Source organism: Nonomuraea roseola (assembly GCF_039535395.1).
GTDB lineage: Bacteria > Actinomycetota > Actinomycetes > Streptosporangiales > Streptosporangiaceae > Nonomuraea > Nonomuraea roseola.
Map to the genome: position 1 here is coordinate 156,513 of NZ_BAAAXC010000015.1, position 22,700 is coordinate 179,212.

Here is a 22,700-nt window from a genome sequence, read left to right on the forward strand (position 1 = left end):
GGGCCCTCAGTGAGCCCCCTGGCGGCGAGTCGCACCGGAACGTGCCCAATTGGGCAGCGCTCCGGTGCGTCACGTTCGATCAGGAAGCAACGGCCTGAGCTCGCTTCTTCCTGATCGGGATGATGTCGTCGATCAGACCATACGCCTTGGCCTCATCGGCGTTGAGAATTTTGTCGCGTTCGATGTCCTTGCGAACTTCTGCCGCGGGCTTTCCAGAGTGCTTCGCGATGATCTCCTCAAGGAGGGATCGCATACGAAGGATCTCCCTGGCCTGGATCTCGATGTCACTTCCCTGACCGCCGCCCTCGGTGGAGGGCTGGTGGATCAGGACCCTGGCGTTGGGCAGAGCGAACCGCTTGCCCGGCGTGCCGCCCGACAGCAGCACGGCCGCGGCCGAGGCGGCCTGACCGAGGCAGACCGTCTGGATCTCAGGCCTGACGAACTGCATCGTGTCGTAGATCGCCGTCATGGCCGTGAACGACCCGCCGGGCGAGTTGATGTAGATGCTGATGTCACGGTCGGGGTCGAGCGACTCCAGCGTGAGCAACTGCGCCATGACGTCGTTGGCCGACGCGTCGTCGATCTGCACTCCGAGGAAGATGATGCGGTCCTCGAAGAGCTTGTTGTACGGGTTCATCTCCTTCACGCCGTAGGACGTGCGCTCGACGAAGGAGGGGAGAACGTAGCGGCTCTCGATGTTCACTTCAGCTCCCCCTTAGGAAACGGCGCCCTGGGAGGACACCTGGCGCGCACTGCGCACGACATGGTCGATGAAGCCGTAGTCCTTGGCCTCATCGGCGGTGAACCACCGGTCACGGTCGGAGTCGGCCTCGATCTGGTCGAGCTCCTGGCCGGTGTGGAAGGCGATCCGCTCGGCAAGCGTCTTCTTCACATAGAGCATCTGCTCCGCCTGGATGGCGATGTCGGCGGCGGTGCCGCCGATGCCACCCGAGGGCTGGTGCATCATGATGCGCGCGTGCGGCAGCGCGTAGCGCTTGCCGGGCGCGCCCGCGCAGAGCAGGAACTGCCCCATGGAGGCCGCCAGACCCATCGCGACCGTGGCCACGTTGTTCGGCACGTATTCCATCATGTCGTAAATCGCCATGCCCGCGGTCACGGATCCGCCGGGCGAGTTGATGTACAGGTAGATGTCACGTTCGGAGTCGTCGGCGGCCAGCAGCAGCAACTCGGCGCAGATGCGGTTGGCGATCTCGTCATTGACGTCCGTGCCGAGCACGATGATGCGCTCGCGCAGCAGGCGCTGGTAAAGCTGGTCCTCAAGCCGGAAAGCTGAGCCGTTCTCACGGCCTCGCGACTCGGGCTGATAGAAGGTCGGCGGGCTGGTCACAGCGTCACCTTCCGATGCGTCGTAATCGATGGGCTTTGCTTGTGACCTTAACGCGCACGGCCCACAGGTCATGCCCGGTCCACGGACTGTTCGCTGTCGGCGCAGGTGGCGGTCAACGTCCGCCAGGGACGCTCCCGCGCTCTCGCGAGCCCCGCTCCGGCGGGCTTTCACGCTGATCCTTCTCCTGTGCCGCCAGGGGCCTGCCCTGGTCTCAAGCAGTACGGCCTCACGACGGGGGCGGCCCATGGAAGGGCTGAGGGACGCGCGACGCGATGGCGCCGCGGTGTCCCCCCGCCCCCTGATCACCATGCGCCCCACGGCGGAAGACGGCGAAACCCCCGCCCTGCGCAGGACGGGGGTTTCGCGACGTGAGGGAGAGATCACTCCTCGGTGGCGTCGGCCTCTTCGACGACCTCTTCACCGTTGATCTCGGTGTAGATGGCCTTGAGGTCGACCTCGTTGCCGGCCTCGTCGACGACCTTGGCCGCGTCGCCGACGACGGTCTTGGCCTTGTCGCGGACGATCTCGACCATGGCCAGCGTGAGCTGGTCGTTGTCGGCGAGGTGCTGGGCCAGCGTGTTGGGCGCGACGCCCATCTGCATGGCGCGGCGGACCACGAAGTTGGTCAGCTCCTGCTCGCTGACGCCCAGCTCCTCGGCCTTGACGATCTTGTCGAGGACGAAGCCACTCTTGATGGCCTTGGCGGAGCTGGTCTCGAACTCGGCGAGACGCTCCTCCTCGGTCGTCTGGTAGAGGCGGAAGAAGGCGTCACGGCTCAGGCCGCTCTCGGCGATCTGGTGGTCGAGGTTGTGCTTGCGGGCGTCGAGCTCGGCCTTGAGCGCGCTGTCGGGGATCGGGATGTCGATCTGCTCCAGCAGCGTGTCGAGGGCCTTCTCGCGCGACTGCACGACCTGGTCGACCAGCTTGTTGCGATGAGCCTGCTCGCGGATGCTGTCCTTGAGCTCCTCGAGGGTGTCGAACTCGCTGGCCAGCTGGGCGAACTCGTCGTCGAGCTCGGGCAGGACCTTCTCCTTGACCGACTTGACGCTGATGATGACGTCGGCCTCCTCGCCGGCGTTCTCACCACCGACGAGCTCGGTGCGGAAGGTCTTCTCCTCGCCGGCGGACATGCCCTCGAGCGCGTCGTCGAGGCCCTGGAGCACCGAGCCGGCGCCGACCTCGTAGGACACCTCGTTGGCCTGCTGCTCCTCGAGGTTGACGCCGTCGATCTCGGCGCGCAGGTCCATGACGACGAAGTCGCCGGTGGTGGCGGCGCGCTCGACGCCGGTCAGCGTGGCGAAGCGCTGGCGCAGCGCGTCGAGCTGACTGTTGATGTCCTCGTCGGTGACCTCGGCGGTCGGGACGGTGACCTCGATGCCGGCGTAGGCGGGCACCTCGAAGTTGGGCCTGATGTCGACCTCGGCGGTGAACTCGATCTGCTCACCGTCCTCGATCTTCGTGACCTCGATGTCGGGCTGGCTGACAGGGAAGACGTCGACCTCGTCGACGGCCTGGCTGTACAGCTTCGGCACCGCGTCGTTGAGGGTCTCCTCCAGCACCACCGCGCGGCCGAAGCGCTGCTCGATGATGCGGGCCGGGACCTTGCCGGGGCGGAAGCCGGGGACGCGCACCTGCGACGCGACCTTCTTGTACGCCGCCTGCATGCTCGGGCCAAGCTCGTCGAACGGCACTTCGACGGTGAGCTTCACCCGGGTCGGGCTGAGCTCCTCGACAGCGGTCTTCACGGGGTGGTCTCCTTGATCAAGCTTTGAGTGTTCGCGGGCGCGTCCAAATTCTCTGCGGCTCACGCGCCGCGCCCACATGATCGGCTTGGGCATGCTCGCACCGGCGAATGTCCAACGCCGCACGCCAGTCTAGGGCAGATGTGCACCCAAGCACGACGAAGAGGCGTTCAGATCTCGTCCCTGATCTTGTTGAGCAGGCTGACGGTCTCGTCAGGGGTGGTGCTGACCGCGCAGAGGCGCTCCATGACCTCGGTGTAGCGGTCGACGTCCTCGCGCTTGTCGAGGTAGAGGGCGCTGGCGAGTTGCTCGACGTAGACGACGTCCGGCAGGTCCTGGTCGGGGAAGCGCAGGATGCTGAAAGCGCCGCCCTCGGCGCTGTGTCCTCCGAAGTCGAACGGCATGACCTGGATGGTGATGTTGGCCTGGCGCATGAGGTCGATCAGGTGCTCCAGCTGTGCCTTCATCACCTCGGCTCCGCCGATGGGACGGCGCAGGGCGGCCTCGTCGATCACCGCCCAGAGGACCGGTCCACCCGGACGGTCGAGCACGCGCTGGCGCTCCAGGCGCAGGTCCACCCTGCGGGCGATCTCGTCGGAGCTGACTCCCGCCGATCCCGCGGTGATGACGGCCTTGGCGTACTCCTTGGTCTGCAGCAGGCCGGGGACGAACTGGACCTCATAGGTCCTGATGCGGGTGGCGGCCTCCTCCAGGCCGACGTAGGCCTGGAACCAGGAGGGCAGCAGGTCGTTGAACCGGTGCCACCAGCCCGGCTCGTTGGCGGTGGAGACCAGGTCGAGCACCGCTCTGCGCGCGCTCTCGTCGGCTACGCCGTACAGGGTGAGCAGGTCGGCGACGTCGCGCTCCTTGAAACCGACCCTGCCGAGCTCCATGCGGCTGATCTTCGACTCGGAGCCCCTGATGAGGTGACCCGCCTCCTCGCGCGTGACGCCGCGCGACTCTCGCAGCCTCCGCAGCTGGGAGCCCAGGAGGATGCGCAGAGCCGTTGGCCCCGACCCCGGCGGGTTCTGCGTCACAATGCCTCCCTCTTCGGTCCGCACACAGTGTCACTAGTTCCGGGCGCTGTGACAAGGTCTCAGCCGTGTGTCCGCTTTGCCAGTAACCGAACATGCTGTTGCACATTGCAGCTGCACGTGCATTTGGGTCTTGCAGCGCCGCTTGTCGTGACCCATGATGGCTTAGTGCATATTGGGGACAAACGCCGAAATATGCACCGATTCATGAGTAGCGGAGGTAACGGCGGGATGGTGGAGGACCCCCTGGGCACTGCCACCTGCCTGAAGATCACTCGCGAGGTGGGCTTCGACCGCCTCCTCCGCGCAGAAGAACCGGACACCACCGCGACTCCGCTGCCTTTCCAGGCCGATTCGGTGCGCACGGCGCGAGACGTCACACGCTCGACACTTCACGACTGGGGACTGTCCGAGCTCAGCGACGACGCGGCGCTGGTGGTCTCCGAGCTGGTGACCAACGCGGTCAGGTACGCCAGAGGGCACCGCGAGATCACCCTCCTGCTGATGCGGGCCGCGCCCCATGTGCTGCTGGCGGTGGCCGACCCCAGCGACGAGGTGCCCACTCCCAAGGAGCCCGACTTCATCTCGGAGAACGGGCGCGGGCTCTACATCGTCGAGACCTACAGCGAGTGCTGGGGCTGGGACTGCCTCGACGGCGGCGGCAAGGCCGTCTGGGCGCTGTTCCACACCGGCGACTGACGCCGCCCCTCCCCGACAGCGCGCCACCGCCCTACACCTGAGCCCCAAACACCTGAGCCCCAAATCGGGCGTTCCCCTTACGCGCCGCCTCGACCTGGTCGCGCCGTCCGGGCCCTAGACCCGGCGGCCAGGCGACAGGATCTGCTCATCCACGGGATCGGCACGGTTCCTGCCGTCGCGGTAGGCACGGCCGGCCTTCGCGCCGCGCTCTCCTCACGTATCCGGCCGGCCGGACGGTGGGTGGGTGCGTCACCGCGCGGCGTCCGGCACCTCGAGTCCATCGCACCGGATGAGGCGCACGCCCTCAGGCAACCCTCTGCGGTTACGACCGGCACGACGCAGGTCAGGCTCTGCTCGCCTGCGTGGAGCTCTACCGGCAGTGGCTCGACGGCACCGAAGCGGTGATCGAACCCCGTCGCCACGCCGAAAAGCTCGCCATGCGGTACCTCCACGACGTCATCGATCAGGCGAGCTGACCAAGCCGCCCCGCAGGAGGCGTCGGAGGCGCCGTGGCGATGGACCGCATCTTCGGCGCATCCGAGGAACCGTAGACACTCAGAAGGCCACTCCCGATCTTCTGGAGTGGCCTTCCGGCAGGTACGGCAGTCGGGGCGACAGGATTTGAACCTGCGACTTCCTGCTCCCAAAGCAGGCGCGCTACCAAGCTGCGCCACGCCCCGCGACGTCGGTTACGCATGCGCCCCGTGACTCCGGTACGCTTACGCCCTGACGACCGGATGAAGTCTAGACCAGACTTCGACCGGCTCGCGCGGACGTAGCTCAATGGTAGAGCCCTAGTCTTCCAAACTAGCTACGCGGGTTCGATTCCCGTCGTCCGCTCAGACGGCAAAAGGCCAGGTCATCCACATGGAGGACCTGGCCTTTTGTGATCTTCAGGAATTCTTTTCGATCTGCCGCGCCCGCTGTGTGCCCGAGGCCTCTGGAGCTGGTCGGAAGAACGCCTCAGGCGGGAGCACTCGGGCTCCGGGGCGGGCCGCCGACTATGATCAACACGTCGAGGAGGCCACGTTGATCTTCCATCCGATGCTGGGCGGCGTCGCCCTGTTCATCCCGATCAGTGTCAGCCTGTGCGGGCTGTTCCCCGGGCGGCCGTGACGAGGGCGAGGCCTGTTTCGCCCGGTCTGCTCGTCGAGGAGCTGGCCGAGCGGATCGCCGCTGGCCCGCGCCACTCGTGGGTGCGGGTGCTGGTCGACGGCGCGCCCGCCGCGGAGCCTTCGCGCCTCGCCGACGCGCTGGTGGAGCCGCTGCGGGAGCGAGGCAGGCCCGTCCTGCGGGTGTCGGCGGGTGACTTCCTGCGCCCCGCGTCGCTGCGCCTGGAGTACGGCAGGACCGACCCCGACGCCTTCTACGACGACTGGCTGGACGAGGGCGCGCTGCGCCGCGAGGTGCTCGGCCCGCTGGACCCGGGCGGCACCGGCAGGGTCCTGCCCACCCTGTGGGACAGCGTCAGGGACAGGGCGACGCGCGCGCCGTACGAGACTCTTCCTGCCGGGGGCGTGCTGCTGCTCGACGGGACGCTGCTGCTCGGGCGGGGGCTGCCCGCCGAGCTGACCGTCCATCTGTGGCTGTCGCGGGCGGCTCTGGCGCGCCGCGCCGACCAGGACCAGCGCTGGCGGCTGCCCGCGTACGAGCGTTACGAGCACGAGGTGGCCCCCATCACGGCGGCCGACGTCGTGGTCAAGGCCGACGACCCGCGCCATCCGGCGCTGCTGACACCGGCGTGAGCGCCGAGGAGAGGGTGCGCGCCACAGCGGCGTGGTCGAGGTACTCCTCCATCCCTACCGGTGCCGCTACCTCGACACCTGGACGCTGCTCAGCGTGATCATCGCCGTGACCGAGCGGGTCACCGTCTTCCCCGACGTGGCCAACCTGCCGCTGCGGCAGCCGTCCGTGCTGGCCAAGGCCGCCGCCGGCCCCGACCTGCTCAGTGGCGGGCGGGTGGAGCTCGGGCTCGGGGCGGGCGGCTTCCGGGAGGCCATCGAGGCGTACGGCGGGCCGCGCCGTACGAGGGGTGAGGCCATGGACGCGCTCACCGAGGCGGTCACGGTGATCAGGAAGGTGTGGAGCGGGGAGCGCAACAGCCGCTGCTGCGCCTGTTCGCCGAGGAGGTCGTCCCCGAGGTTCGCAGGCAGGTGACTATGGAACGGCAGGGATAACGGAGTCACGATGGATCGATGACACCGAGTCACTGGTACAACATCGTTCCCGACCTGCCCGCCCCTCCCCCGCCACCGCTGCATCCCGGCACGATGCGGCCGGTCGGACCTGACGATCTCGCGCCGCTGTTCCCCGCGGAGCTGATCGCGCAGGAGGTCAGCGGCGACAGGTTCGTCGAGATCCCGCAGGAGGTGCTCGACGTCTACCGGCTCTGGCGGCCGACGCCGCTGATGCGGGCGCACCGCCTGGAGAAGGCGCTCGGCACACCCGCCCGCATCTACTACAAGTACGAGGGCGTCTCGCCCGCGGGCTCGCACAAGCCCAACACCGCGGTGCCGCAGGCCTACTACAACGCCAGGCAGGGCGTGCGCCGCCTCACCACCGAGACCGGAGCGGGCCAGTGGGGCTCCGCGCTGGCCTTCGCCTGCGCGCAGTACGGCCTGGAGTGCGAGATCTGGATGGTGCGCGCCTCCTACGACCAGAAGCCCTACCGGCGTTCGTTGATGAGGCTGTACGGCGCGACGGTGCACGCCAGCCCTTCGTCCGTGACGGGCGCAGGCAGCAAGGTGCTGGCCGAGGAGCCAGGCTCGCCCGGCAGCCTGGGCATCGCGATCAGCGAGGCGGTGGAGGTGGCGGGCGCCTCGGACGACACCCGCTACGCGCTCGGCTCGGTGCTCAACCACGTCCTGATGCACCAGACGGTCATCGGCGAGGAGGCGCTGGAGCAGCTGCCCGAGATGCCTGACGTCGTCATCGGCTGCACGGGCGGCGGGTCCAACTTCGCGGGGCTGGTCTTCCCGTTCCTGAGGGAGAAGCTGGCCGGGCGGATCTCACCGGTGCTGCGGGCGGTGGAGCCCGAGGCGTGCCCCTCGTTCACCAGGGGCGTCTACGCCTACGACTTCGGTGACACGGCGGGGTTCACGCCGCTGCTGAAGATGCACACCCTCGGCCACGGCTTCGTCCCCGACCCGATCCACGCGGGCGGCCTGCGCTACCACGGGATGTCGCCCCTGCTGTCGCACATGTACGAGCTGGGGATGTTCGAGGCGGTCGCCAAGTCACAGAAGGAGTGCTTCCAGGCCGGGGTGAGGTTCGCCCGCGCCGAGGGCATCGTGCCGGCTCCAGAGCCGACGCACGCGCTGGCCGAGACGATCGCCGAGGCGCTGCGCTGCAGGGAGAGCGGGCAGGAGAAGGTCATCCTGACCGCGCTGTGCGGGCACGGCCACTTCGACCTGGCCGCCTACGACCGCTTCCTGGGCGGCGAGATGGAGGACTTCTCGCTGCCCGAGGAGCGGATCTCGGCGGCGCTTGCGGGGCTGCCTGTCATCCGAACGCCTTCGCCCTGAGGCTGGGCACCCGCTGGGCGGTGCGCAGGAAGGTCTTGAAGCCGAGCCTGGCCACCGCGTTCTCGCCGACGAACTGCTCGGCGGCCTGGAGGGAGTCGCGGACGGCGGCGAAGCCGTACTCACGCATCCTGCGCTCGTAGCCGCCGATGGCCGCGACGGGGTCGCCGCCCGCCGTCAGGGCCTGGCACAGCAGCCTGGCGTCGCGCAGGGCGGTGTTGGCGCCGATCCCGCGCATCGGCGTCATGCTGTGGATGGCGTCGCCCAGCAGCGTGATGGTGGTGGGTTCCCACGGCTCGATCGGGATCGAGGTGCGGATGGGCAGCAGCGACACGGTGTCGGGGTGCGACAGCTCGACGAGCTTCTTCAGGTCGGGGTGCCAGCTGTGGATGAGGCCGGCGACGATCCGCTGGAGCCGCTCACCGCTCAGGTCGGCGAGTCCGGAGGGGAAACGTCGTCTGGCGGCGCCGAAGGCCCACAGGATGTAGCTGCCGGTGTTGTCCATGAGCGAGGTCGTCTCGCCGGTGTCGCCCAGGTCGTGCGGGGCGGTGAACAGGCCCATGCCCCTGGGCGGCAGGATGGTGTTCGGTCCCTCGCTCAGCCTGGCGTCGATGAGCTTCCTCGTCCGCGCGGTGAGCGGGAACTTGCCCGCGACGGTGGTGATGCCGGTGTCGACGCGCCGGGCGTGCGGGAGGTACTGCCGCCTGACCCGTGAGTTGCCGCCGTCGGCCGCGACCACGATGCCGGCCGTGGCGCTCGTCCCGTCCTCGAAGAACAGCCTTGCGCCCTCGCCGTCGCGCTCGTAGCGCTCGAAGGTGCTGCCGAAGCGGACCACGTCGCCGAGCTCCGACAGCAGGATGTCCCTGAGCGTGATGCGGCTGACCGAGTGGTGGTCGTCGGCCGGGTCGGCCGCCAGGGGCGTCTGGAGCACGAGCAGCCGTCCGAGCTGCTCGGTGAGGAAGCCGAAGTTCTGGCCGCCCCGGCCCGTGGTCTCGAGGAAGGTCCGCCACAGATGCGGGGGCAGGCAGTCGTGCAGGGCCCGCGCGCCGTCGGGGTCGATGTGCACCCGGTAGCCCTGGAGGCGGTCCTGGGGGGTGCGGTCCCTTTCGAAGACCGTGACGTCCATGCCCGCCCTGCGCAGGCCGTGGGCCAGGCAGAGTCCGCCGATCCCGCCGCCGATGATCGCGATATGAGTTCTCATGTCCCCGACTATCAACCAAATGGATAATTGTGTCAACCATACGGATGGATGATAGTTTTCCGCCATGCGGAGAGAGCCCGAGGACAAGCAGCGCGACGCCGAGCGCACCAAACAGCGGATCGTCCAGGCGGCGGTGGAGGAGTTCGCCGCCAAGGGCTTCGCCGGCGCCAGGGTGAGCGCCATCGCTGACAGGGCGGGGGTCAACAAGCAGCTGATCTCCTACTACTTCGGCGGCAAGGAGGGTCTCTACCGCGAGCTGACGAGCCAGTGGCAGAGCACCGAGAGCGGGTTCGCCGACCCCTCCCTGTCTCTGGGCGAGCTGGTCGCCGGGTACGTGCGCGCCAACGCCGCCAACCCCGCCTTCGGCAAGCTGCTGGTGTGGGAGGGGCTGCGCGAAGGCGAGCCCGCCCATGAGTTCGTCGCCGACATGCGGCGCAACGTCGAGGCCCTGCGCGAGCGGCAGCGGCTCGGCGAGCTCCCCTCCTCGCTCGAGCCTGAGGCGGTGCTGGTGGCGCTGTTCGCGATGGCCGCGGCGGGGGTGGCCTTCCCGCAGATCGTCAGGGCGGTGTACGGCGAGGACCCCGCCTCCCCCGCGTTCGCCGAGCGCTACGCCGCCCAGGTCGAGGCGCTGCTGGGCGCACTCGCCGCCGGGTGAGAGGGAGGGCGTCCGGCCCCTGCGGTTAGCGTGGGTGGATGGATGTCGATGTGATCGTGCTGGGTATGGGCCCAGGAGGCGAGGACGTCGCGGGCCGACTGGCCGAGGCGGGGCTGCGGGTGGCGGGCGTCGAGGCGAACCTCGTCGGCGGGGAGTGCCCTTACTGGGGCTGCATCCCCTCCAAGATGATGCTCCACGCGGCCGACCAGGTGGCGAAGGGCGCTCTGCCGCCCGACTGGGGGCCGCTCGCGCGCAGGATTCGCGAGGAGGCGACCGACGACTGGAACGACAAGGTCGCCGCCGACCGCTTCACGGGCAAGGGCGGCCACCTGGTCAGAGGCCACGGACGCATCACGGGGGCCAACGAGGTCACCGTGGGCGATCGGGTGATCAGGGCCTCGAGGGGGATAGTGATCGCCTCGGGGTCGCAGCCGGCCGTACCGCCCATCGAGGGGCTCGAGGGCACGCCGTACTGGACCAACCACCAGGCGATCGAGACCGAGACGGTCCCCGAGTCACTGATCGTGCTGGGCGGCGGAGCCGTCGGCGTGGAACTCGCGCAGGTCTTCTCCAGGTTCGGCGCAAGGGTGACGGTGCTGGAGGGCCTCGACAGGCTGGTCGCGATCGAGGAGCCCGAGGGGGGCGAGCTGATCGCCAAGGCCTTCGCCGACGAGGGCATCGACGTGCGCACAGGGGTGAAGGTCTCGCGCGTGACATACGGGGACGACGGCTTCACCCTCGCGGGCGTGACGGCGAGCAGGCTGCTGGTGGCCACGGGCCGCAGGGTCGATCTGAAGGCGCTCGGGGTGGCGGCGATCGGCCTCGACGAGAGCGCGAGGGCGATCCCCGTGGACGGCAGGATGCGGGCCGCCGAGGGCGTGTGGGCGCTCGGCGACGCGGTCGGCAAGGGCGCGTTCACGCACATGTCGATGTACCACGCCGACATCATCGTCAAGGAGATCCTCGGTGAGCCGGCGTACGAGGCGGAGTACCACGCGGTGCCGAGGGTGACGTTCACCGATCCCGAGGTCGGCGCGGTGGGTCTGACCGAGGCGCAGGCCAGGGAGAAGGGGCTTGACGTCCGTGTGGGCTTCACCGACCTGGCCGAGTCCACGCGGGGCTGGATCGCCCAGGCGCGCGGCTTCGTCAAGCTGGTGGCCGCCGACGGGGTCCTGGTCGGCGCGACCAACGCGGGGCCCTCGGGCGGCGAGGTGCTGAGCATGCTGACGCTGGCCGTGCACGAGCGCGTCCCTGTGCGGCGGCTCAGCCAGATGATCTACGCATACCCGACGTTCCACCGCGCGGTGTCGGCGGCTCTTGCCGATCTTGACCGCTGACCAGCGGGATCGCCCAGCGGGTGCCAGGGTCCGCGTCGATGAGCAGGGCCCTGGCCAGCGCGGTGAGCGGCACGGCGAGCACGGCGCCGAGCGCGCCGAGCACGACCGTCCAGATCAGCAGCGACAGGATGGTGATCGTGGTCGACAGGCCGGCCGACTGGCCCGCGTACTTCGGCTGGATCACCGACTGGATGACGAAGTTGAGCACGCTGTAGACCGCGATCACCCAGACCATCGTGATCCAGCCCGAGTCGAGCAGGGCCAGCAGCGCGGGCGGCACCAGGCCCAGGACGAATCCGATGTTGGGGATGTAGTTGGTGATGAAGGCCAGCAACCCCCACAGCAGCGGCAGCGGCACCCCCAGCAGCAACAGCGCCCCCGCGTCGAGCACGGCCACGATCAGACCGAAGACGGTGGAGACCACCAGGTAGCGGCAGGTGCCTCCGGTGAAGTCCCGCAGCGCCCGCACCAGGTGCGGCCTGGTCGCCTCCAGAGCGTTCACGGCCGACTGGAGCGGGCCCGCGTCCAGGCTCATGCCGTACAGCAGTAGCAGGATGAGCACGAACGCCGAGCCGACGCTCAGCAGGCTGGACAGGAAGCCCTGCACGATCGGCAGCAGCTGGCTGGGGTCGAGCGAGCCGAGCACCGCGTTGACCTCGGCCGAGGTGATGCCGTGCGCGCCGAGCCACCTGGTCGCGGAGGCGGCGAGCGCGGTGTACTCGTCGGAGTAGGTGGGCAGCAGCACGGCCAGCTGCGCGACGGAGACGACCAGCGCCGCCACGAACGCGATCATTCCCAGCAGCACGACGGTCAGCGGCACGGCCACCAGCGCCCAGCCCGGCGCGCGGCGACGCCTCAGCCATGAGCGCAGCGGGCTGACGGCGATCGTCAGCGTGAGCGCCAGGAAGGCGGGACCGGCGACCGAGCTGAAGCGTTCGAGTCCGACCATGGCGATCATCGCGGCCGCCAGGCCGATGAGGACCCGGAGTCCGCGCGACATCATGCGTCACACTATGACCGGTTTCCCCAGGTGACCGCGGGTCAACGCGCCGGTGCGGCCCGCCCTCGGCGGGGTGGGGCGACAATTCTCGCCTCGGGCCTTTCGCCGGCCCGCGGGAGGGATGAACATCGGGTACGAGCCGTACCCGATGTCACGCCTCAGCGAGCGTTGGGACGCTTGCCGTGGTTGGCCGCCTTCTTCTTGCGGGCCTTGGTCTTGCGAGCGCGCTTGGCCATGGCTTACCTCCTCCCGTGTAAGGCTCCAACCTCTCGCGGAGGCGGCTCGCCGGACAAGGGGTTTGGCCGATTCCACTCCCCATGTTTCAACATGCATGTGTCATAATTTGGTGGAATCTGTTTGAAGGAGGGACTCGTGCTCGCACCACAGCGGCAGCAGGCGATCCTGGAGCGCGTCCGTCGCAGCGGCGGGGTCCGGGTGGCCGACCTCGTGCGCGAGCTCGGCGTTTCCGACATGACGATCCGCAGGGACCTCGAGGCGCTCGCCGAGCGCGGGCTGCTGGAGAAGGTCCACGGCGGGGCGACCATCAACGGCCCAGGCTCGACGGAGGAGCCCGGCTTCGCCGCCAAGTCGGTGCGCCAGCAGGCGGAGAAGGACGCCATCGCCCGCAGGGCCGCCGCGCTGGTGCGCCCGGGCACCGCCGTGGCGCTGTCGGCGGGCACGACCACCTGGGCCCTGGCCCATCTGCTGGTGGACGTGGACGAGCTGACCGTCATCACCAACTCGATCCCGGTGGCCGACGTCTTCCACCGCAGCCCCCGAGCCGACCGCACGGTGGTGCTGACCGGCGGCGTCCGCACCCCTTCCGACGCGCTCGTGGGGCCCGTCGCGGTGGCGGCGATCAGGCGGCTGCACGTCGACACGCTCTTCCTCGGCGTTCACGGGATGAGCGTGAACGCGGGGTTCACCACGCCGAACCTGCTGGAGTCGGAGACCGACAGGGAGCTGGTCGCCTCGGCGCACCGCCTGGTCGTCCCCGCCGACCACACCAAGTGGGGCACGGTCGGCATCAGCACGATCGCGGAGCTGTCGGAGGCCGACGTCGTCATCAGCGACGCCGGCCTGCCCCAGGCCGCGCGCAGAGAGCTGGCCGAGAGGGCCGGAGAACTGATCATCGCGGAGGACACGAAGTGAAGCGCACCATCGCGCACCTGGCCGACGGCCGAGAGCTGATCTACTTCGACCGGCGCGACGACGCCGATCGCAGCGCGATCGACCAACGCGAGCTGCCGCCGAGGCCCGTGGCCTCCGAGCTGCGCTACGACCCTCTCACCGAGGAGTGGGTGGCGATGGCGGGCCACCGCCAGACCCGCACCTTCCTGCCGCCGGCTGACGAGTGCCCGCTGTGCCCGTCCACGCCGGGTAAGTCGACGGAGATCCCCGCCTCCTCCTACGACGTGGTGGTCTTCGAGAACCGCTTCCCCAGTTTCTCCACCCACCTCGGCAGCTACCCCGACGCAGGCGGCCTCAGCGAGGTGCTTCCAGGTGTGGGGCGCTGCGAGGTGGTCTGCTTCACCTCCGACCACAGCTCCTCCTTCTCCAAGCTCTCCGACGACCAGGTCGAGCTCGTCATGGAGGCGTGGGCCGACCGTACGGCGGAGCTGTCGGAGATCTCCGGCGTCGAGCAGGTCTTCTGCTTCGAGAACAGGGGCGCGGAGATCGGCATCACGCTGGCCCACCCGCACGGCCAGATCTACGCCTACCCCTACATCACCCCTCGCACCCGTCAGCACCTGGCCGCCGCCGCCAAGCGTCCAGGCCTGTTCGCCGGCGTGCTGGCCGCGGAGCGGGCCGGCGAGCGCGTGGTCGCCGCCAACGAGCACTGGACGGCGTTCGTGCCCGCCGCCGCGCGCTACCCCTTCGAGGTGCACCTCTACCCGCACCGCCAGGTGCCGGATCTGGCCGCCCTCACCCAGGAGGAGCGCGCCGCGTTCGGCCCCGTCTACACCAGGGTGCTCAGGGCGCTCGACGGGCTGTTCGGCGTGGTCATGCCGTATGTCGCCGCCTGGCATCAGGCACCCGTACGGCAGGGCCGCGACCTCGCCTATCTTCACATGGAGCTGTTCAGCATCCGCAGGGCGCCGGGCAAGCTGAAGTACCTGGCGGGCTCGGAGTCGGCGATGGGCGCGTTCGTCAACGACGTGCTGCCCGAGGAGGCCGCGCAGCTAATTCGATCACAGGTAGATCACTAATTGGTTTCCGCTTGGAGTCGCATTACCGGCGTTTTACTACTAATATCCCTCTGACATCGGCTTTCACAGCCGTTGCACGCCTAATCCCGGGCAAGTCGCCCGGGAGCCGGGGACCCATGCACCTGGGGTGAATCCACGTTCCGTGGTAGGGCCACATCTCCCGCCCGAACCCGTCAGCTAACCCGGTCGGCAGACGGAGAGGATCATTCGTGGCGTCCCCCACGTCTCGTTTCGCCTGCGGTGCCATTGCCGCGCTTTCCCTCGTTCTCGGCTCCGCCTCCGTGTCCTCGGCTGCCCCCAAGCCGTCGGAGAAGCAACTGAGGGCCGAGCTGAAGAAGCTCAACACCAAGGTCGACAAGCTCATCGAGAGATACAACGCCAAGCGGGTCGCGCTGGCCGAGGCGGAGAAGGCCGCCGCGGCGGCCAAGGAGCGTCTGGCCGCCGCCGAGCAGACGCTCGCCAAGGCCGAGAACGTCGCCTCGCAGATCACCGAGATGCGCTACCAGGCCAACACCCCCAATCTGCCCGCCCTGGTGTACTCCCCCGACCTGAACAGCGCCGCGCTGCTGGAGCAGTTGAGCGTCGAGCAGGACGCCGTCGTGAAGAACGTCGCAGCCGCCCGCGACGAAAGGAAGAAGGCCGCCACCGAGGCCACGGCCCTTGCCACCCAGATCGACGAGCAGGCCGACCAGGTCGCCGACGATCGGAAGGAGGCGGAGGGCATGATCGACGACATCGAGAAGAAGCTCCAGAACCTCGTTCCGACCGGCCCCGGCCGCAAGTCCGACGGCAGCTGGGCGCCTGAGCTGCCGTCGGGGACCGACAACATCACCCCCCGCACGCGGCTCATGCGCGACGAGATCAAGAAGGCCTTCAGCCTGCCGTACGAGGTGGGGTGTTACCGGGTCGACAACAGCGGAGAGCACCCGCTGGGTCGTGCCTGCGACTTCATGATGAGCTCGGGAGGCAGCTCCCCCACCGGCGCCAACCAGGCGCTCGGCGACCAGATCGCGGCCTGGGCGCTGAAGAACCAGAGCCGGCTCGGCGTGAAGTACGTCATCTGGCGACAGCGCATCAACAGCGGCAGCGGCTGGCGCTCGATGTCCGACAGGGGCAGCACCACCGCCAACCACTACGACCACGTGCACATCTCCATGCAGTGAAGGGTGCTTGAGCTGGTTCTGGCCGATTTAGCCCGCCGGCCACCAGGTGGCGCAGGCCCGTCGAGCACCTTGGCCATCTCCGAGACCTGGCTCTTGGAGATGTGCTCGATGCCGAGTTGCTCGACCGGCTTGTCCGCCCGCCGCGTGGAGACTGCCAGCAAGTAGCTGGTGGCCTCCATGCTGATCAGCGCTGGTTCGGCCCGGCGACGCCGTTCCCACAGCCAGTGCGGGAAGTAGGAGCCCGAGCGCGGCTTCGGAATCGCCGGCTCGGGCTCGTGGGGTGGAGACGGGTCAGGCGAGGTCGAACCGGTCGAGTTCCATGACCTTGGTCCAGGCTGCAACGAAGTCGGTCACGAACTTGTCGCGGGCGTCCTGGCTGGCATAGACCTCCGCAAGGGCTCGTAGCTGCGAGTTGGAGCCGAAGATGAGGTCGACCGCGGTGGCGGTCCACTTCACCTCATCGGTGGCCACGTCGCGGATCTCGTACACATCCTCCTCGGAGTCCGACGCCTTCCACCGGGCGCCCGGGGAGAGCAGGTTGGTGAAGAAGTCGTTGGTGAGCACGCCGGGCCGGTCGGTGAGGACGCCGTGCTGGGTACCGCCGAAGTTGGCTCCGAGGGAACGCAGGCCGCCGATAAGGACGGTCATTTCCGGCGGGGTCAGGTTGAGCATGTAGGCACGATCGACCAGCAGCACCTCCGGTTGCATCTTCTCGCCGGAACGCAGGTAGTTGCGGAAACCGTCGGCCTGCGGCTCAAGGACCCGGAAGGACTCCACGTCGGTCTGCTCCTGAGTGGCGTCGGTGCGGCCCGGGCGGAACGGCACCGTCACTGCCACGCCGGCCTCGCCTGCTGCCTTCTCGACGGCGGCTGAGCCGGCCAGCACGATCAGGTCGGCGAGCGAGATCTTCGCGCCGCCGGCCTCGTTGAACTCGCGCTGGATGCTCTCGAGAATGTCCAGGACCGTCGCGAGTTGCTCGGGCTGGTTGACCTCCCAACTGCGCTGCGGCTGCAGACGGAGCCTGGCGCCGTTGGCGCCGCCGCGCTTGTCGGTGGACCGGAAGCTCGCGGCAGAAGCCCAGGCGGTGGAGACCAGCTGAGCGGTCGTGAGACCGGACTCCAGAACCTTCGCCTTGAGGGAAGCGACGTCGGCGTCACCCACGAGTTCGTGGTCGACGGCCGGCACCGGGTCCTGCCACAGCTGCGGCTCGGCGACCCACGGTCCGAGGAAGCGGCTGACCGGACCCATGTCGCGGTGCAGCAGCTTGTACCAGGCCTTGGCGAAGGCCAACGCGAGTTCGTCGGGGTTCTCCAGGAAGCGGAGGGAGATCTTCTGGTACGTCGGGTCGACGCGCAGCGCCAGGTCGGTCGTGAGCATCGTCGGCCTGTGCTTCTTCGACGGGTCGTGAGCGTCCGGGATGATCGCCTCGGCGTCCTTCGCGACCCACTGCTTCGCGCCGCCGGGGCTCGTGGTGAGCTCCCACTCATAGCCGAAGAGGATCTCGAAGAAACGGTTGCTCCACTGCGTCGGCCGGTCGCTCCACGTCACCTCGAGACCGCTGGTGATCGTGTCACCAGCCTTGCCGGTGCCGTAGCTGCTCAGCCAGCCCAGGCCCTGCGCCTCCAGCGGCGCGCCCTCGGGCTCCGGCCCCACATGGCCGTCCGCGATGCCGGCGCCGTGGGTCTTGCCGAACGTGTGGCCGCCCGCGATGAGAGCCACCGTCTCCTCGTCGTTCATCGCCATCCGCCGGAAGGTCTCGCGGATGAAATGCGCCGCCGCGGCCGGCTCCGCGTTGCCGCGGGGACCCTCCGGGTTGACGTAGATGAGACCCATCTCGGTCGCGCCGAAGTTCGGCACCATCTCGGTGTCGGTGGCGTAGCGCTCATCACCGAGCCAGGCCTCCTCCGGACCCCACAAAATCTCCTCTGGCTCCCAGACGTCCTCGCGGCCGAAGCCGAAGCCGAAGGTCTTGAAACCCATCGACTCCAGGGCGACGTTGCCGGCAAGCACGAGCAGATCGGCCCACGAGATCTTCTGGCCGTACTTCTGCTTGACCGGCCACAGCAGCCGGCGGGCCTTGTCGAGGTTGGCGTTGTCGGGCCAGCTGTTGAGCGGGGCGAAACGCTGAGCACCGTCGCCGGCCCCGCCGCGACCGTCGTGGATGCGGTAGGTGCCCGCGGCGTGCCAGCTCATCCGGATCATGAGACCGCCGTAGTGGCCGAAGTCGGCCGGCCACCAGTCCTGCGAGGTGGTGAGCGCCTCGATGATGTCCTGCTTGAGGGCCTCGATGTCGAGCTTCTCGAACTCCTTGGCGTAGCTGAAGCCCTCTGCCAGTGGGTTGCCCTTGGACGAGTGCGCGCGCAACACCGAGAGATCGAGCTGGTTGGGCCACCAGTCCCGGTTCGTGCGCGGACGACCGCCGGTCTTGGGAGTCGGCGAGTCGATTGCCGGGTTCTCGCTCTCGCTGCCATGCGCGGTCACGGAGTCATGCGCGACCGGGAAGCCGGCCGCCGCCTTCTGGTCCACGCCCTGCGCGCTGGAGGGGGCGTTGTCCTGGGTGTCGCTCATCTGCTTCCTCCGAATTGCCGGATCACTGGGCAATGCGTCTGGTCGCACCGCCGGGGTGGGTCCCCCAAGAGAGGACCTCCGCCTCGTCGACCACGAATTCCTGGTCATCCGAGGCGGTGAGACAGGGGGCGTGGCCGACGGCGCAGTCGACGTCCGCGATCGCACCGCGAGAGCGGCTCACGACATGGTGGTGGTCGTCCCCCACCCGTGACTCGTAGCGGGCGGTACCGGCGGGCTCGATGCGCCGCTCCGAACCGGCGTTGGTCAGCGCACGCGGCACTTCGTACACCGCCTGGAGGGAGACCCTGGGGGGTTCGGCCCATACCAGGGCGATCACCGTGTCGGTGTCGACGTGCGCGTGATCGAGCAGCGCGGCGCGCACTGCCAACCGCGGCCGGATCACGCGCAACGAGACGGCTCGCAACTGCGCCTCGAAGTCAGACGCCATACGGTCACCATAGCCGCCCCCTTCGAAGAGCAGATACGCGGCCTGCCCTGCCGTCTGGGTGGCAGCTGCGGCCAGGGGTCGTGCGAGCGAGCAGGTGCTCGCGGGTGGCTGTGGGCCAGGCGGTCGTGGACAGCGCAGGCGACACTTTGACAATGGCTCTCCGCCACTGGACGTGAGGCGGCGGCCTCCCCGCTGAGGGAGGCCGCTCACCGGGGCCCGCCGATCCATGCCGCGCCGACGGCCCTCCTTGCCCTGCGGAATCCTCGGGCGTACGTTTGACTCGATGACCAGATCCTCCTTACGGTCACGAGAGGCGACGATGGACACCGTCAACCTGATGGATCCCGCACTGATGGCCGACCCCTTCAGGGGCTTCTCACGAATCAGGGAGGAGGCGCCGATCGCGCGTGCCTGCTTCCCCGGTCAGGACACACCCGTCTGGCTGGTCACCCGGTACGAGGACGTCAAGACCGTGCTGGGCGAGCACCGCTTCGTCAACAATCCGGCCTCCATTCGCGGGGCCGACGTCCCCGACCTGCGCGAGAAGCTCATGAAGGCGCGCGGGATCCCCGACGACTACGTCGTCTACCTCACCGACGGCATCCTCGACCTCGACGGCGAGGACCACCTCAGGCTGCGCAGGCTCGTCTCGCGGGCCTTCACCGCCAGGCGCGTCATGGAGATGCGTCCGAGGGTCGAGGAGATCAGCGGCAGGCTGCTCGACGCGCTGCCGGGCGACCGCGTCGTGGACCTGGTCGAGGAGTACGCCTACCCGCTGCCGATCACGGTCATCTGCGAGCTCGTCGGCATCCCCGAGAGCGACCGCCCGCTGTGGCGAGAGTGGGGCGCCAAGATGGTGTCCCTGTCACCGGGCGCCATGGCCGAACCCGTGATCAGCATGGTCGACTACATCCGCGACCTGATCCCCCGCCGCCGCGCCGCGCCCGCCGACGACCTGCTCACCGGGCTGATCAGGGCACACGACGACGACGGCGACCGCTTCACCGACACCGAGCTGATCACGATGGTGCTCACTCTCGTCCTCGCAGGACACGAGACCACCGCCCACCTGATCGGCAACGGCACCGCGGCCCTGCTCACCCACCCCGACCAGCTGGCCATGCTGCGCGCGCGGCCCGAGCTCATGCCGCGCGCCGTCCACGAGCTCATGCGCTGGTGCGGGCCGGTGCAGGGCACCAGGGTCCGCTACGCGGCCGAGGACGTGGAGCTCGGCGGCATGACGGTGAAGCGGGGCGAGGCCGTGATGGCCGTACTGGTCTCGGCCAACTACGACCCCCGCCGCTTCGAGCGCCCCGACCGGCTCGACCTCACCCGCGAGGAGGACGGCAGGCGCGAGGTCCACGTCGGCTTCGGGCACGGCCTGCACTACTGCCTCGGCGCGGCGCTGGCCAGGCAGGAGGGCGAGGTCGCCTTCGCCGGGCTCCTCTCACGCTTCCCGAAGCTGCGCCTCGCCGTCGCATCCGAGGAGCTCGAACGGCAGCTCATGCCCGCCTCGTGGCGGCTCGCGAGCCTTCCCGTACTCCTGCGCTGACGGAGAACGGGGGTCGTGAGAGGCGCGTCAGGGCGCGCCGTACCTGACGATCCTGTAGGCGTCGGCCACCAGCTCGCCGATCTCCGCCCAGTCGACCCGCACATCGAGATAGACCCCGAGCCACCCCCTGTGCCCCACGTACGGCGGGCGGAAGAAGCGCGTGGGATCCTCCGCCACCAGCGCCTCCTGCGTTCCCGGCGCAGCCGCGCACCAGAAGGCGAGCCTGTCGTCGTGGTGGTGGTCGGCGAACATCACGAAGGTCTTCCTGCCCTTGACGAACCAGGTCGGCTCGCCGTGGCTGAGCCGCTCGGTCGCCTCGGGCTGCGCCAGGCACAGTCGGCGCAGCTCTTCCAGAGGGTCCATAATCACACGCTATGACAGACCCTCGGATCGATCCTCCCTTCATCGCCGGTGAGCGAGAGATGCTCGAGTCGTGGCTCGACTGGCACCGCGAGACGCTCGCGGTCAAGTGCGCGGGCCTGAGCGACGAGCAGCTGCGCGAGCGGTCCGCGCCGCCGTCGACGCTGTCGCTGCTCGGCCTGGTGCGGCACCTGGCCGACGTGGAGCGCGCCTGGTTCCGCGCGATTTTGATGGGACAGGACGCGCCGCCGCGCTACAAGAGCGCGGAAAGGCCCGACGACCAGTTCGAGGCCATCGCCACGACGACCGGCGAGGAGGCGTTCGCGGCCTGGCGGACCGAGGTCGCCAACGCCCGCGAGGTGTCGGCGGATCTGTCCCTCGACACGATCGGCAAGGGGCTGCGCCACGGCAGCGAGGTGTCGCTGCGCTGGATCATGGTGCACATGATCGAGGAGTACGCCCGTCACAACGGCCATGCCGACCTGCTGCGCGAGCGGATCGACGGGGTGAGGGGTGAGTGAGCCTCAGCCCGAGAGCCTGATCGGGTTGACCAGGTCGGCGTAGACGAGCAGGCCTGCCATCACGATCATGACCATGGCCAGGGCGTAGGTCAGCGGGAGCACCTTGGCGATGTCGACGTAGCTCGGCTCGGGGCGGCGCATGACGCGGGCGTAGGCGCGCTTGAGCCCTTCCCACAGGCCGCCCGCGATGTGCCCGCCGTCGAGCGGGAGCAGCGGGATCAGGTTGAACATGCCGATCGCCAGGTTGAACCCGGCCAGCAGGTTCAGGAAGATCATGATCTTCTCGCGGTCGGACAGCGCCTCGGAGGCGAGGATCTCCCCGCCCATCCTGCCTGCGCCCACGACACCGACGGGCCCTTCCCTGTCGCGCTCGTGCCCGGAGAAGGCGGCGTTCCACACGCCCACCATCTTCTGCGGCAGGTTGAGCATCGACTGCGCGACGCGGCCCGTCAGATCGCCCATGTAGCCCACGACGGCGCCCAGGCTCTGGGTCTCGTACACCTCGGTGGGGCCGACGCCGAGGAAGCCGACGTTCTTCTCGATGCGCTTGGGATCGTCGATGGCGGGACGGTCCTGGGAGATCAGCGTGACGTCGAGCGTCATCGGCTTGCCGTCGCGGACGATGCCGATCTTGACCGGGCCCGCGCCGTGCGACCTGATCTTCTTGGTCGTGTCGTCCCACGAGGTGATCTTCGCCCCGTTGAAGGTGACGAGCTGGTCGCCCACCTTCATCCCCGCCTTGGCCGCGGGGGTGGGCGGGTCGGTGGGCTTGCAGGCGCGGACCGGCTGGTTGGCCGGGATCACGCAGGTGGCGGTCAGCGGCGAGACGATCGGCTTGGGCGTGGGCAGGCCGAAGCCCATCAGCAGGACGGCGAACAGGATGAACGCCAGCACGAGGTTCATCAGCGGGCCGCCGGACATGATGATGACCTTCTGCCACCACTTCTTGCGATAGAAGACGCGGTCCTCGTCGCCCGGCCGCACCTCCTCCTGCGCCACGTCGCGCGCGGTGTCGATCAGGCCCTGGAACGGTCCGGTGGAGGCACGCCGCAGCTTGGTCGGATCATCGCCTGGACGGGGCGGCAGCATGCCGATCATCCGGATGTAGCCGCCGAACGGGATCCACTTGATCCCGTACTCCGTCTCGCCCTTCTTCTTGGACCACATGGTGCCGCCGAAGCCGACCATGTACTGCGTCACCCTGACGCCGAACAGCTTGGCGGGCACGAGGTGGCCGATCTCGTGCAGCGCGATGGAGGCCATCAGCCCCAGCACGAAGACGACGATCCCCGCGATGTAGAGCCAACTCATCTGTGCGCGCTCCAGGGCAGTGGTGAAGGT

23 protein-coding genes, 2 tRNA genes, 1 pseudogene and 1 riboswitch are annotated in these 22,700 nt (G+C 68.8%); of the genes and pseudogenes, 13 read left to right on the forward strand and 13 right to left on the reverse strand.

Annotated elements, in window-relative coordinates:
* Nucleotides 1–79: 79 nt before the first annotated feature.
* The 4 genes from ABFX55_RS23720 to ABFX55_RS23735 form a co-directional block, all read right to left on the reverse strand.
* A complete protein-coding gene (locus ABFX55_RS23720) occupies nt 80–703 on the reverse strand; it encodes an ATP-dependent Clp protease proteolytic subunit (RefSeq protein WP_183647480.1) in 624 nt (207 codons plus the stop codon).
* 12 nt (nt 704–715) lie between these two features.
* Nucleotides 716–1,348, reverse strand: a complete 633-nt coding sequence (locus ABFX55_RS23725; RefSeq protein ID WP_183647483.1) for a ClpP family protease — start codon at nt 1,346–1,348, stop codon at nt 716–718.
* A 380-nt stretch (nt 1,349–1,728) separates the two neighbouring features.
* Entirely contained in the window at nt 1,729–3,093 is a 1,365-nt protein-coding gene (tig, locus tag ABFX55_RS23730) for a trigger factor (protein WP_346124390.1), read from the reverse strand.
* A gap of 167 nt (nt 3,094–3,260) precedes the next feature.
* The gene (locus ABFX55_RS23735) at nt 3,261–4,127 is read right to left on the reverse strand and encodes a Scr1 family TA system antitoxin-like transcriptional regulator (RefSeq protein ID WP_183647488.1); all 867 of its coding nucleotides are present in this window, start codon (nt 4,125–4,127) and stop codon (nt 3,261–3,263) included.
* A gap of 204 nt (nt 4,128–4,331) precedes the next feature.
* Here ABFX55_RS23735 and ABFX55_RS23740 point away from each other — a divergent pair, with 204 nt between their 5' ends.
* Nucleotides 4,332–4,823, forward strand: coding sequence for an ATP-binding protein (locus tag ABFX55_RS23740; protein ID WP_246451866.1), 492 nt, complete (start codon nt 4,332–4,334; stop codon nt 4,821–4,823).
* Nucleotides 4,824–5,429: 606 nt separating this feature from the next.
* Here the strand turns inward: ABFX55_RS23740 and ABFX55_RS23745 are convergent.
* Nucleotides 5,430–5,503 (reverse strand) — tRNA-Pro (locus ABFX55_RS23745).
* A gap of 89 nt (nt 5,504–5,592) precedes the next feature.
* Between ABFX55_RS23745 and ABFX55_RS23750 the strand changes: the two genes are divergently transcribed.
* The 5 genes from ABFX55_RS23750 to ABFX55_RS23770 all read left to right on the forward strand — a co-directional run bounded on the left by ABFX55_RS23750 (nt 5,593) and on the right by ABFX55_RS23770 (nt 8,347).
* Nucleotides 5,593–5,663: transfer RNA gene (locus ABFX55_RS23750), tRNA-Gly, on the forward strand.
* A gap of 27 nt (nt 5,664–5,690) precedes the next feature.
* The gene (locus ABFX55_RS23755; protein ID WP_346124392.1) at nt 5,691–5,939 is read left to right on the forward strand and encodes a hypothetical protein; all 249 of its coding nucleotides are present in this window, start codon (nt 5,691–5,693) and stop codon (nt 5,937–5,939) included.
* Entirely contained in the window at nt 5,912–6,568 is a 657-nt protein-coding gene (locus ABFX55_RS23760; protein ID WP_346124394.1) for a nucleoside/nucleotide kinase family protein, read from the forward strand. Before ABFX55_RS23755 ends, ABFX55_RS23760 begins: the two co-directional genes overlap by 28 nt.
* Before the next feature lie 31 nt (nt 6,569–6,599).
* Nucleotides 6,600–6,980, forward strand: coding sequence for an LLM class flavin-dependent oxidoreductase (locus ABFX55_RS23765; protein ID WP_346124395.1), 381 nt, complete (start codon nt 6,600–6,602; stop codon nt 6,978–6,980).
* Between the two features lie 38 nt (nt 6,981–7,018).
* Nucleotides 7,019–8,347, forward strand: coding sequence for a TrpB-like pyridoxal phosphate-dependent enzyme (locus ABFX55_RS23770; RefSeq protein ID WP_346124397.1), 1,329 nt, complete (start codon nt 7,019–7,021; stop codon nt 8,345–8,347).
* Here ABFX55_RS23770 and ABFX55_RS23775 read toward each other — a convergent pair.
* A complete protein-coding gene (locus ABFX55_RS23775) occupies nt 8,325–9,545 on the reverse strand; it encodes an FAD-dependent oxidoreductase (RefSeq protein ID WP_346124399.1) in 1,221 nt (406 codons plus the stop codon). The genes ABFX55_RS23770 and ABFX55_RS23775 overlap by 23 nt on opposite strands.
* A 64-nt stretch (nt 9,546–9,609) precedes the next feature.
* Between ABFX55_RS23775 and ABFX55_RS23780 the strand changes: the two genes are divergently transcribed.
* Nucleotides 9,610–10,200: a TetR/AcrR family transcriptional regulator gene (locus ABFX55_RS23780; RefSeq protein ID WP_346124401.1), complete on the forward strand. Its 591-nt coding sequence runs from the start codon at nt 9,610–9,612 to the stop codon at nt 10,198–10,200.
* Nucleotides 10,201–10,238: 38 nt separating this feature from the next.
* Nucleotides 10,239–11,537, forward strand: a complete 1,299-nt coding sequence (locus ABFX55_RS23785) for a dihydrolipoyl dehydrogenase family protein (protein ID WP_346124403.1) — start codon at nt 10,239–10,241, stop codon at nt 11,535–11,537.
* Here the strand turns inward: ABFX55_RS23785 and ABFX55_RS23790 are convergent.
* Together ABFX55_RS23790 and ABFX55_RS49915 are read right to left on the reverse strand one after the other, a co-directional pair.
* Nucleotides 11,464–12,540 (reverse strand): AI-2E family transporter, encoded by a 1,077-nt coding sequence (locus ABFX55_RS23790; protein WP_346124405.1) that lies wholly within the window; start codon nt 12,538–12,540, stop codon nt 11,464–11,466. The genes ABFX55_RS23785 and ABFX55_RS23790 overlap by 74 nt on opposite strands.
* A 155-nt stretch (nt 12,541–12,695) precedes the next feature.
* Nucleotides 12,696–12,773: a 50S ribosomal protein bL37 gene (locus ABFX55_RS49915; protein WP_376773285.1), complete on the reverse strand. Its 78-nt coding sequence runs from the start codon at nt 12,771–12,773 to the stop codon at nt 12,696–12,698.
* A 136-nt stretch (nt 12,774–12,909) separates the two neighbouring features.
* Between ABFX55_RS49915 and ABFX55_RS23795 the strand changes: the two genes are divergently transcribed.
* From ABFX55_RS23795 to ABFX55_RS23805, 3 genes are all read left to right on the forward strand, one after another.
* Nucleotides 12,910–13,689, forward strand: a complete 780-nt coding sequence (locus tag ABFX55_RS23795) for a DeoR/GlpR family DNA-binding transcription regulator (RefSeq protein ID WP_346124407.1) — start codon at nt 12,910–12,912, stop codon at nt 13,687–13,689.
* Nucleotides 13,686–14,747, forward strand: coding sequence for a galactose-1-phosphate uridylyltransferase (gene galT / locus ABFX55_RS23800; RefSeq protein WP_346124409.1), 1,062 nt, complete (start codon nt 13,686–13,688; stop codon nt 14,745–14,747). The genes ABFX55_RS23795 and galT overlap by 4 nt, the downstream gene beginning before the upstream one ends.
* A 67-nt stretch (nt 14,748–14,814) precedes the next feature.
* Nucleotides 14,815–14,953: riboswitch (cyclic di-AMP (ydaO/yuaA leader) on the forward strand.
* A 75-nt stretch (nt 14,954–15,028) separates the two neighbouring features.
* Nucleotides 15,029–15,910 carry a VldE C-terminal domain-containing protein gene (locus ABFX55_RS23805; protein WP_346124411.1) on the forward strand — a complete coding sequence of 294 codons (882 nt, stop codon included), beginning with the start codon at nt 15,029–15,031 and terminating at the stop codon, nt 15,908–15,910.
* Between the two features lie 59 nt (nt 15,911–15,969).
* Here ABFX55_RS23805 and ABFX55_RS23810 read toward each other — a convergent pair.
* The 3 genes and pseudogenes from ABFX55_RS23810 to ABFX55_RS23820 form a co-directional block, all read right to left on the reverse strand.
* A pseudogene (locus ABFX55_RS23810) lies at nt 15,970–16,173 on the reverse strand (transposase); the annotation flags it as partial.
* Nucleotides 16,174–16,201: 28 nt separating this feature from the next.
* Nucleotides 16,202–18,478 carry a catalase/peroxidase HPI gene (gene katG, locus ABFX55_RS23815; protein ID WP_346124413.1) on the reverse strand — a complete coding sequence of 759 codons (2,277 nt, stop codon included), beginning with the start codon at nt 18,476–18,478 and terminating at the stop codon, nt 16,202–16,204.
* A gap of 22 nt (nt 18,479–18,500) precedes the next feature.
* Nucleotides 18,501–18,926 (reverse strand): Fur family transcriptional regulator, encoded by a 426-nt coding sequence (locus tag ABFX55_RS23820; protein ID WP_346124415.1) that lies wholly within the window; start codon nt 18,924–18,926, stop codon nt 18,501–18,503.
* Nucleotides 18,927–19,263: 337 nt separating this feature from the next.
* Between ABFX55_RS23820 and ABFX55_RS23825 the strand changes: the two genes are divergently transcribed.
* Nucleotides 19,264–20,478 (forward strand): cytochrome P450 family protein, encoded by a 1,215-nt coding sequence (locus ABFX55_RS23825; RefSeq protein ID WP_346124417.1) that lies wholly within the window; start codon nt 19,264–19,266, stop codon nt 20,476–20,478.
* Between the two features lie 27 nt (nt 20,479–20,505).
* Here the strand turns inward: ABFX55_RS23825 and ABFX55_RS23830 are convergent, their stop codons facing one another.
* Nucleotides 20,506–20,841: an MmcQ/YjbR family DNA-binding protein gene (locus tag ABFX55_RS23830; protein WP_346124419.1), complete on the reverse strand. Its 336-nt coding sequence runs from the start codon at nt 20,839–20,841 to the stop codon at nt 20,506–20,508.
* An 11-nt stretch (nt 20,842–20,852) separates the two neighbouring features.
* On the opposite strand from ABFX55_RS23830, the gene ABFX55_RS23835 reads away from it, so the two are divergent.
* Complete coding sequence (locus ABFX55_RS23835; RefSeq protein WP_346124421.1) at nt 20,853–21,359, forward strand: DinB family protein; 507 nt, start codon at nt 20,853–20,855, stop codon at nt 21,357–21,359.
* A 3-nt stretch (nt 21,360–21,362) separates the two neighbouring features.
* Here ABFX55_RS23835 and ABFX55_RS23840 read toward each other — a convergent pair whose 3' ends face one another.
* Nucleotides 21,363–22,670, reverse strand: coding sequence for a M50 family metallopeptidase (locus ABFX55_RS23840; RefSeq protein WP_346124423.1), 1,308 nt, complete (start codon nt 22,668–22,670; stop codon nt 21,363–21,365).
* Nucleotides 22,671–22,700: the final 30 nt, after the last annotated feature.

Bases quoted from the DNA above. Each gene is read 5' to 3' on its own strand.
- ABFX55_RS23740 (WP_246451866.1), top strand. From the start codon at position 4,332: ATGAGTAGCGGAGGTAACGGCGGGATGGTGGAGGACCCCCTGGGCACT.
- ABFX55_RS23755 (WP_346124392.1), top strand. From the start codon at position 5,691: ATGGAGGACCTGGCCTTTTGTGATCTTCAGGAATTCTTTTCGATCTGC.
- ABFX55_RS23770 (WP_346124397.1), top strand. From the start codon at position 7,019: ATGACACCGAGTCACTGGTACAACATCGTTCCCGACCTGCCCGCCCCT.
- ABFX55_RS23775 (WP_346124399.1), bottom strand. From the start codon at position 9,545: ATGAGAACTCATATCGCGATCATCGGCGGCGGGATCGGCGGACTCTGC.
- ABFX55_RS23780 (WP_346124401.1), top strand. From the start codon at position 9,610: ATGCGGAGAGAGCCCGAGGACAAGCAGCGCGACGCCGAGCGCACCAAA.
- ABFX55_RS23785 (WP_346124403.1), top strand. From the start codon at position 10,239: ATGGATGTCGATGTGATCGTGCTGGGTATGGGCCCAGGAGGCGAGGAC.
- ABFX55_RS23790 (WP_346124405.1), bottom strand. From the start codon at position 12,540: ATGATGTCGCGCGGACTCCGGGTCCTCATCGGCCTGGCGGCCGCGATG.
- ABFX55_RS49915 (WP_376773285.1), bottom strand. From the start codon at position 12,773: ATGGCCAAGCGCGCTCGCAAGACCAAGGCCCGCAAGAAGAAGGCGGCC.
- katG (WP_346124413.1), bottom strand. From the start codon at position 18,478: ATGAGCGACACCCAGGACAACGCCCCCTCCAGCGCGCAGGGCGTGGAC.
- ABFX55_RS23820 (WP_346124415.1), bottom strand. From the start codon at position 18,926: ATGGCGTCTGACTTCGAGGCGCAGTTGCGAGCCGTCTCGTTGCGCGTG.
- ABFX55_RS23825 (WP_346124417.1), top strand. From the start codon at position 19,264: ATGGATCCCGCACTGATGGCCGACCCCTTCAGGGGCTTCTCACGAATC.
- ABFX55_RS23830 (WP_346124419.1), bottom strand. From the start codon at position 20,841: ATGGACCCTCTGGAAGAGCTGCGCCGACTGTGCCTGGCGCAGCCCGAG.
- ABFX55_RS23835 (WP_346124421.1), top strand. From the start codon at position 20,853: ATGACAGACCCTCGGATCGATCCTCCCTTCATCGCCGGTGAGCGAGAG.
- ABFX55_RS23840 (WP_346124423.1), bottom strand. From the start codon at position 22,670: ATGAGTTGGCTCTACATCGCGGGGATCGTCGTCTTCGTGCTGGGGCTG.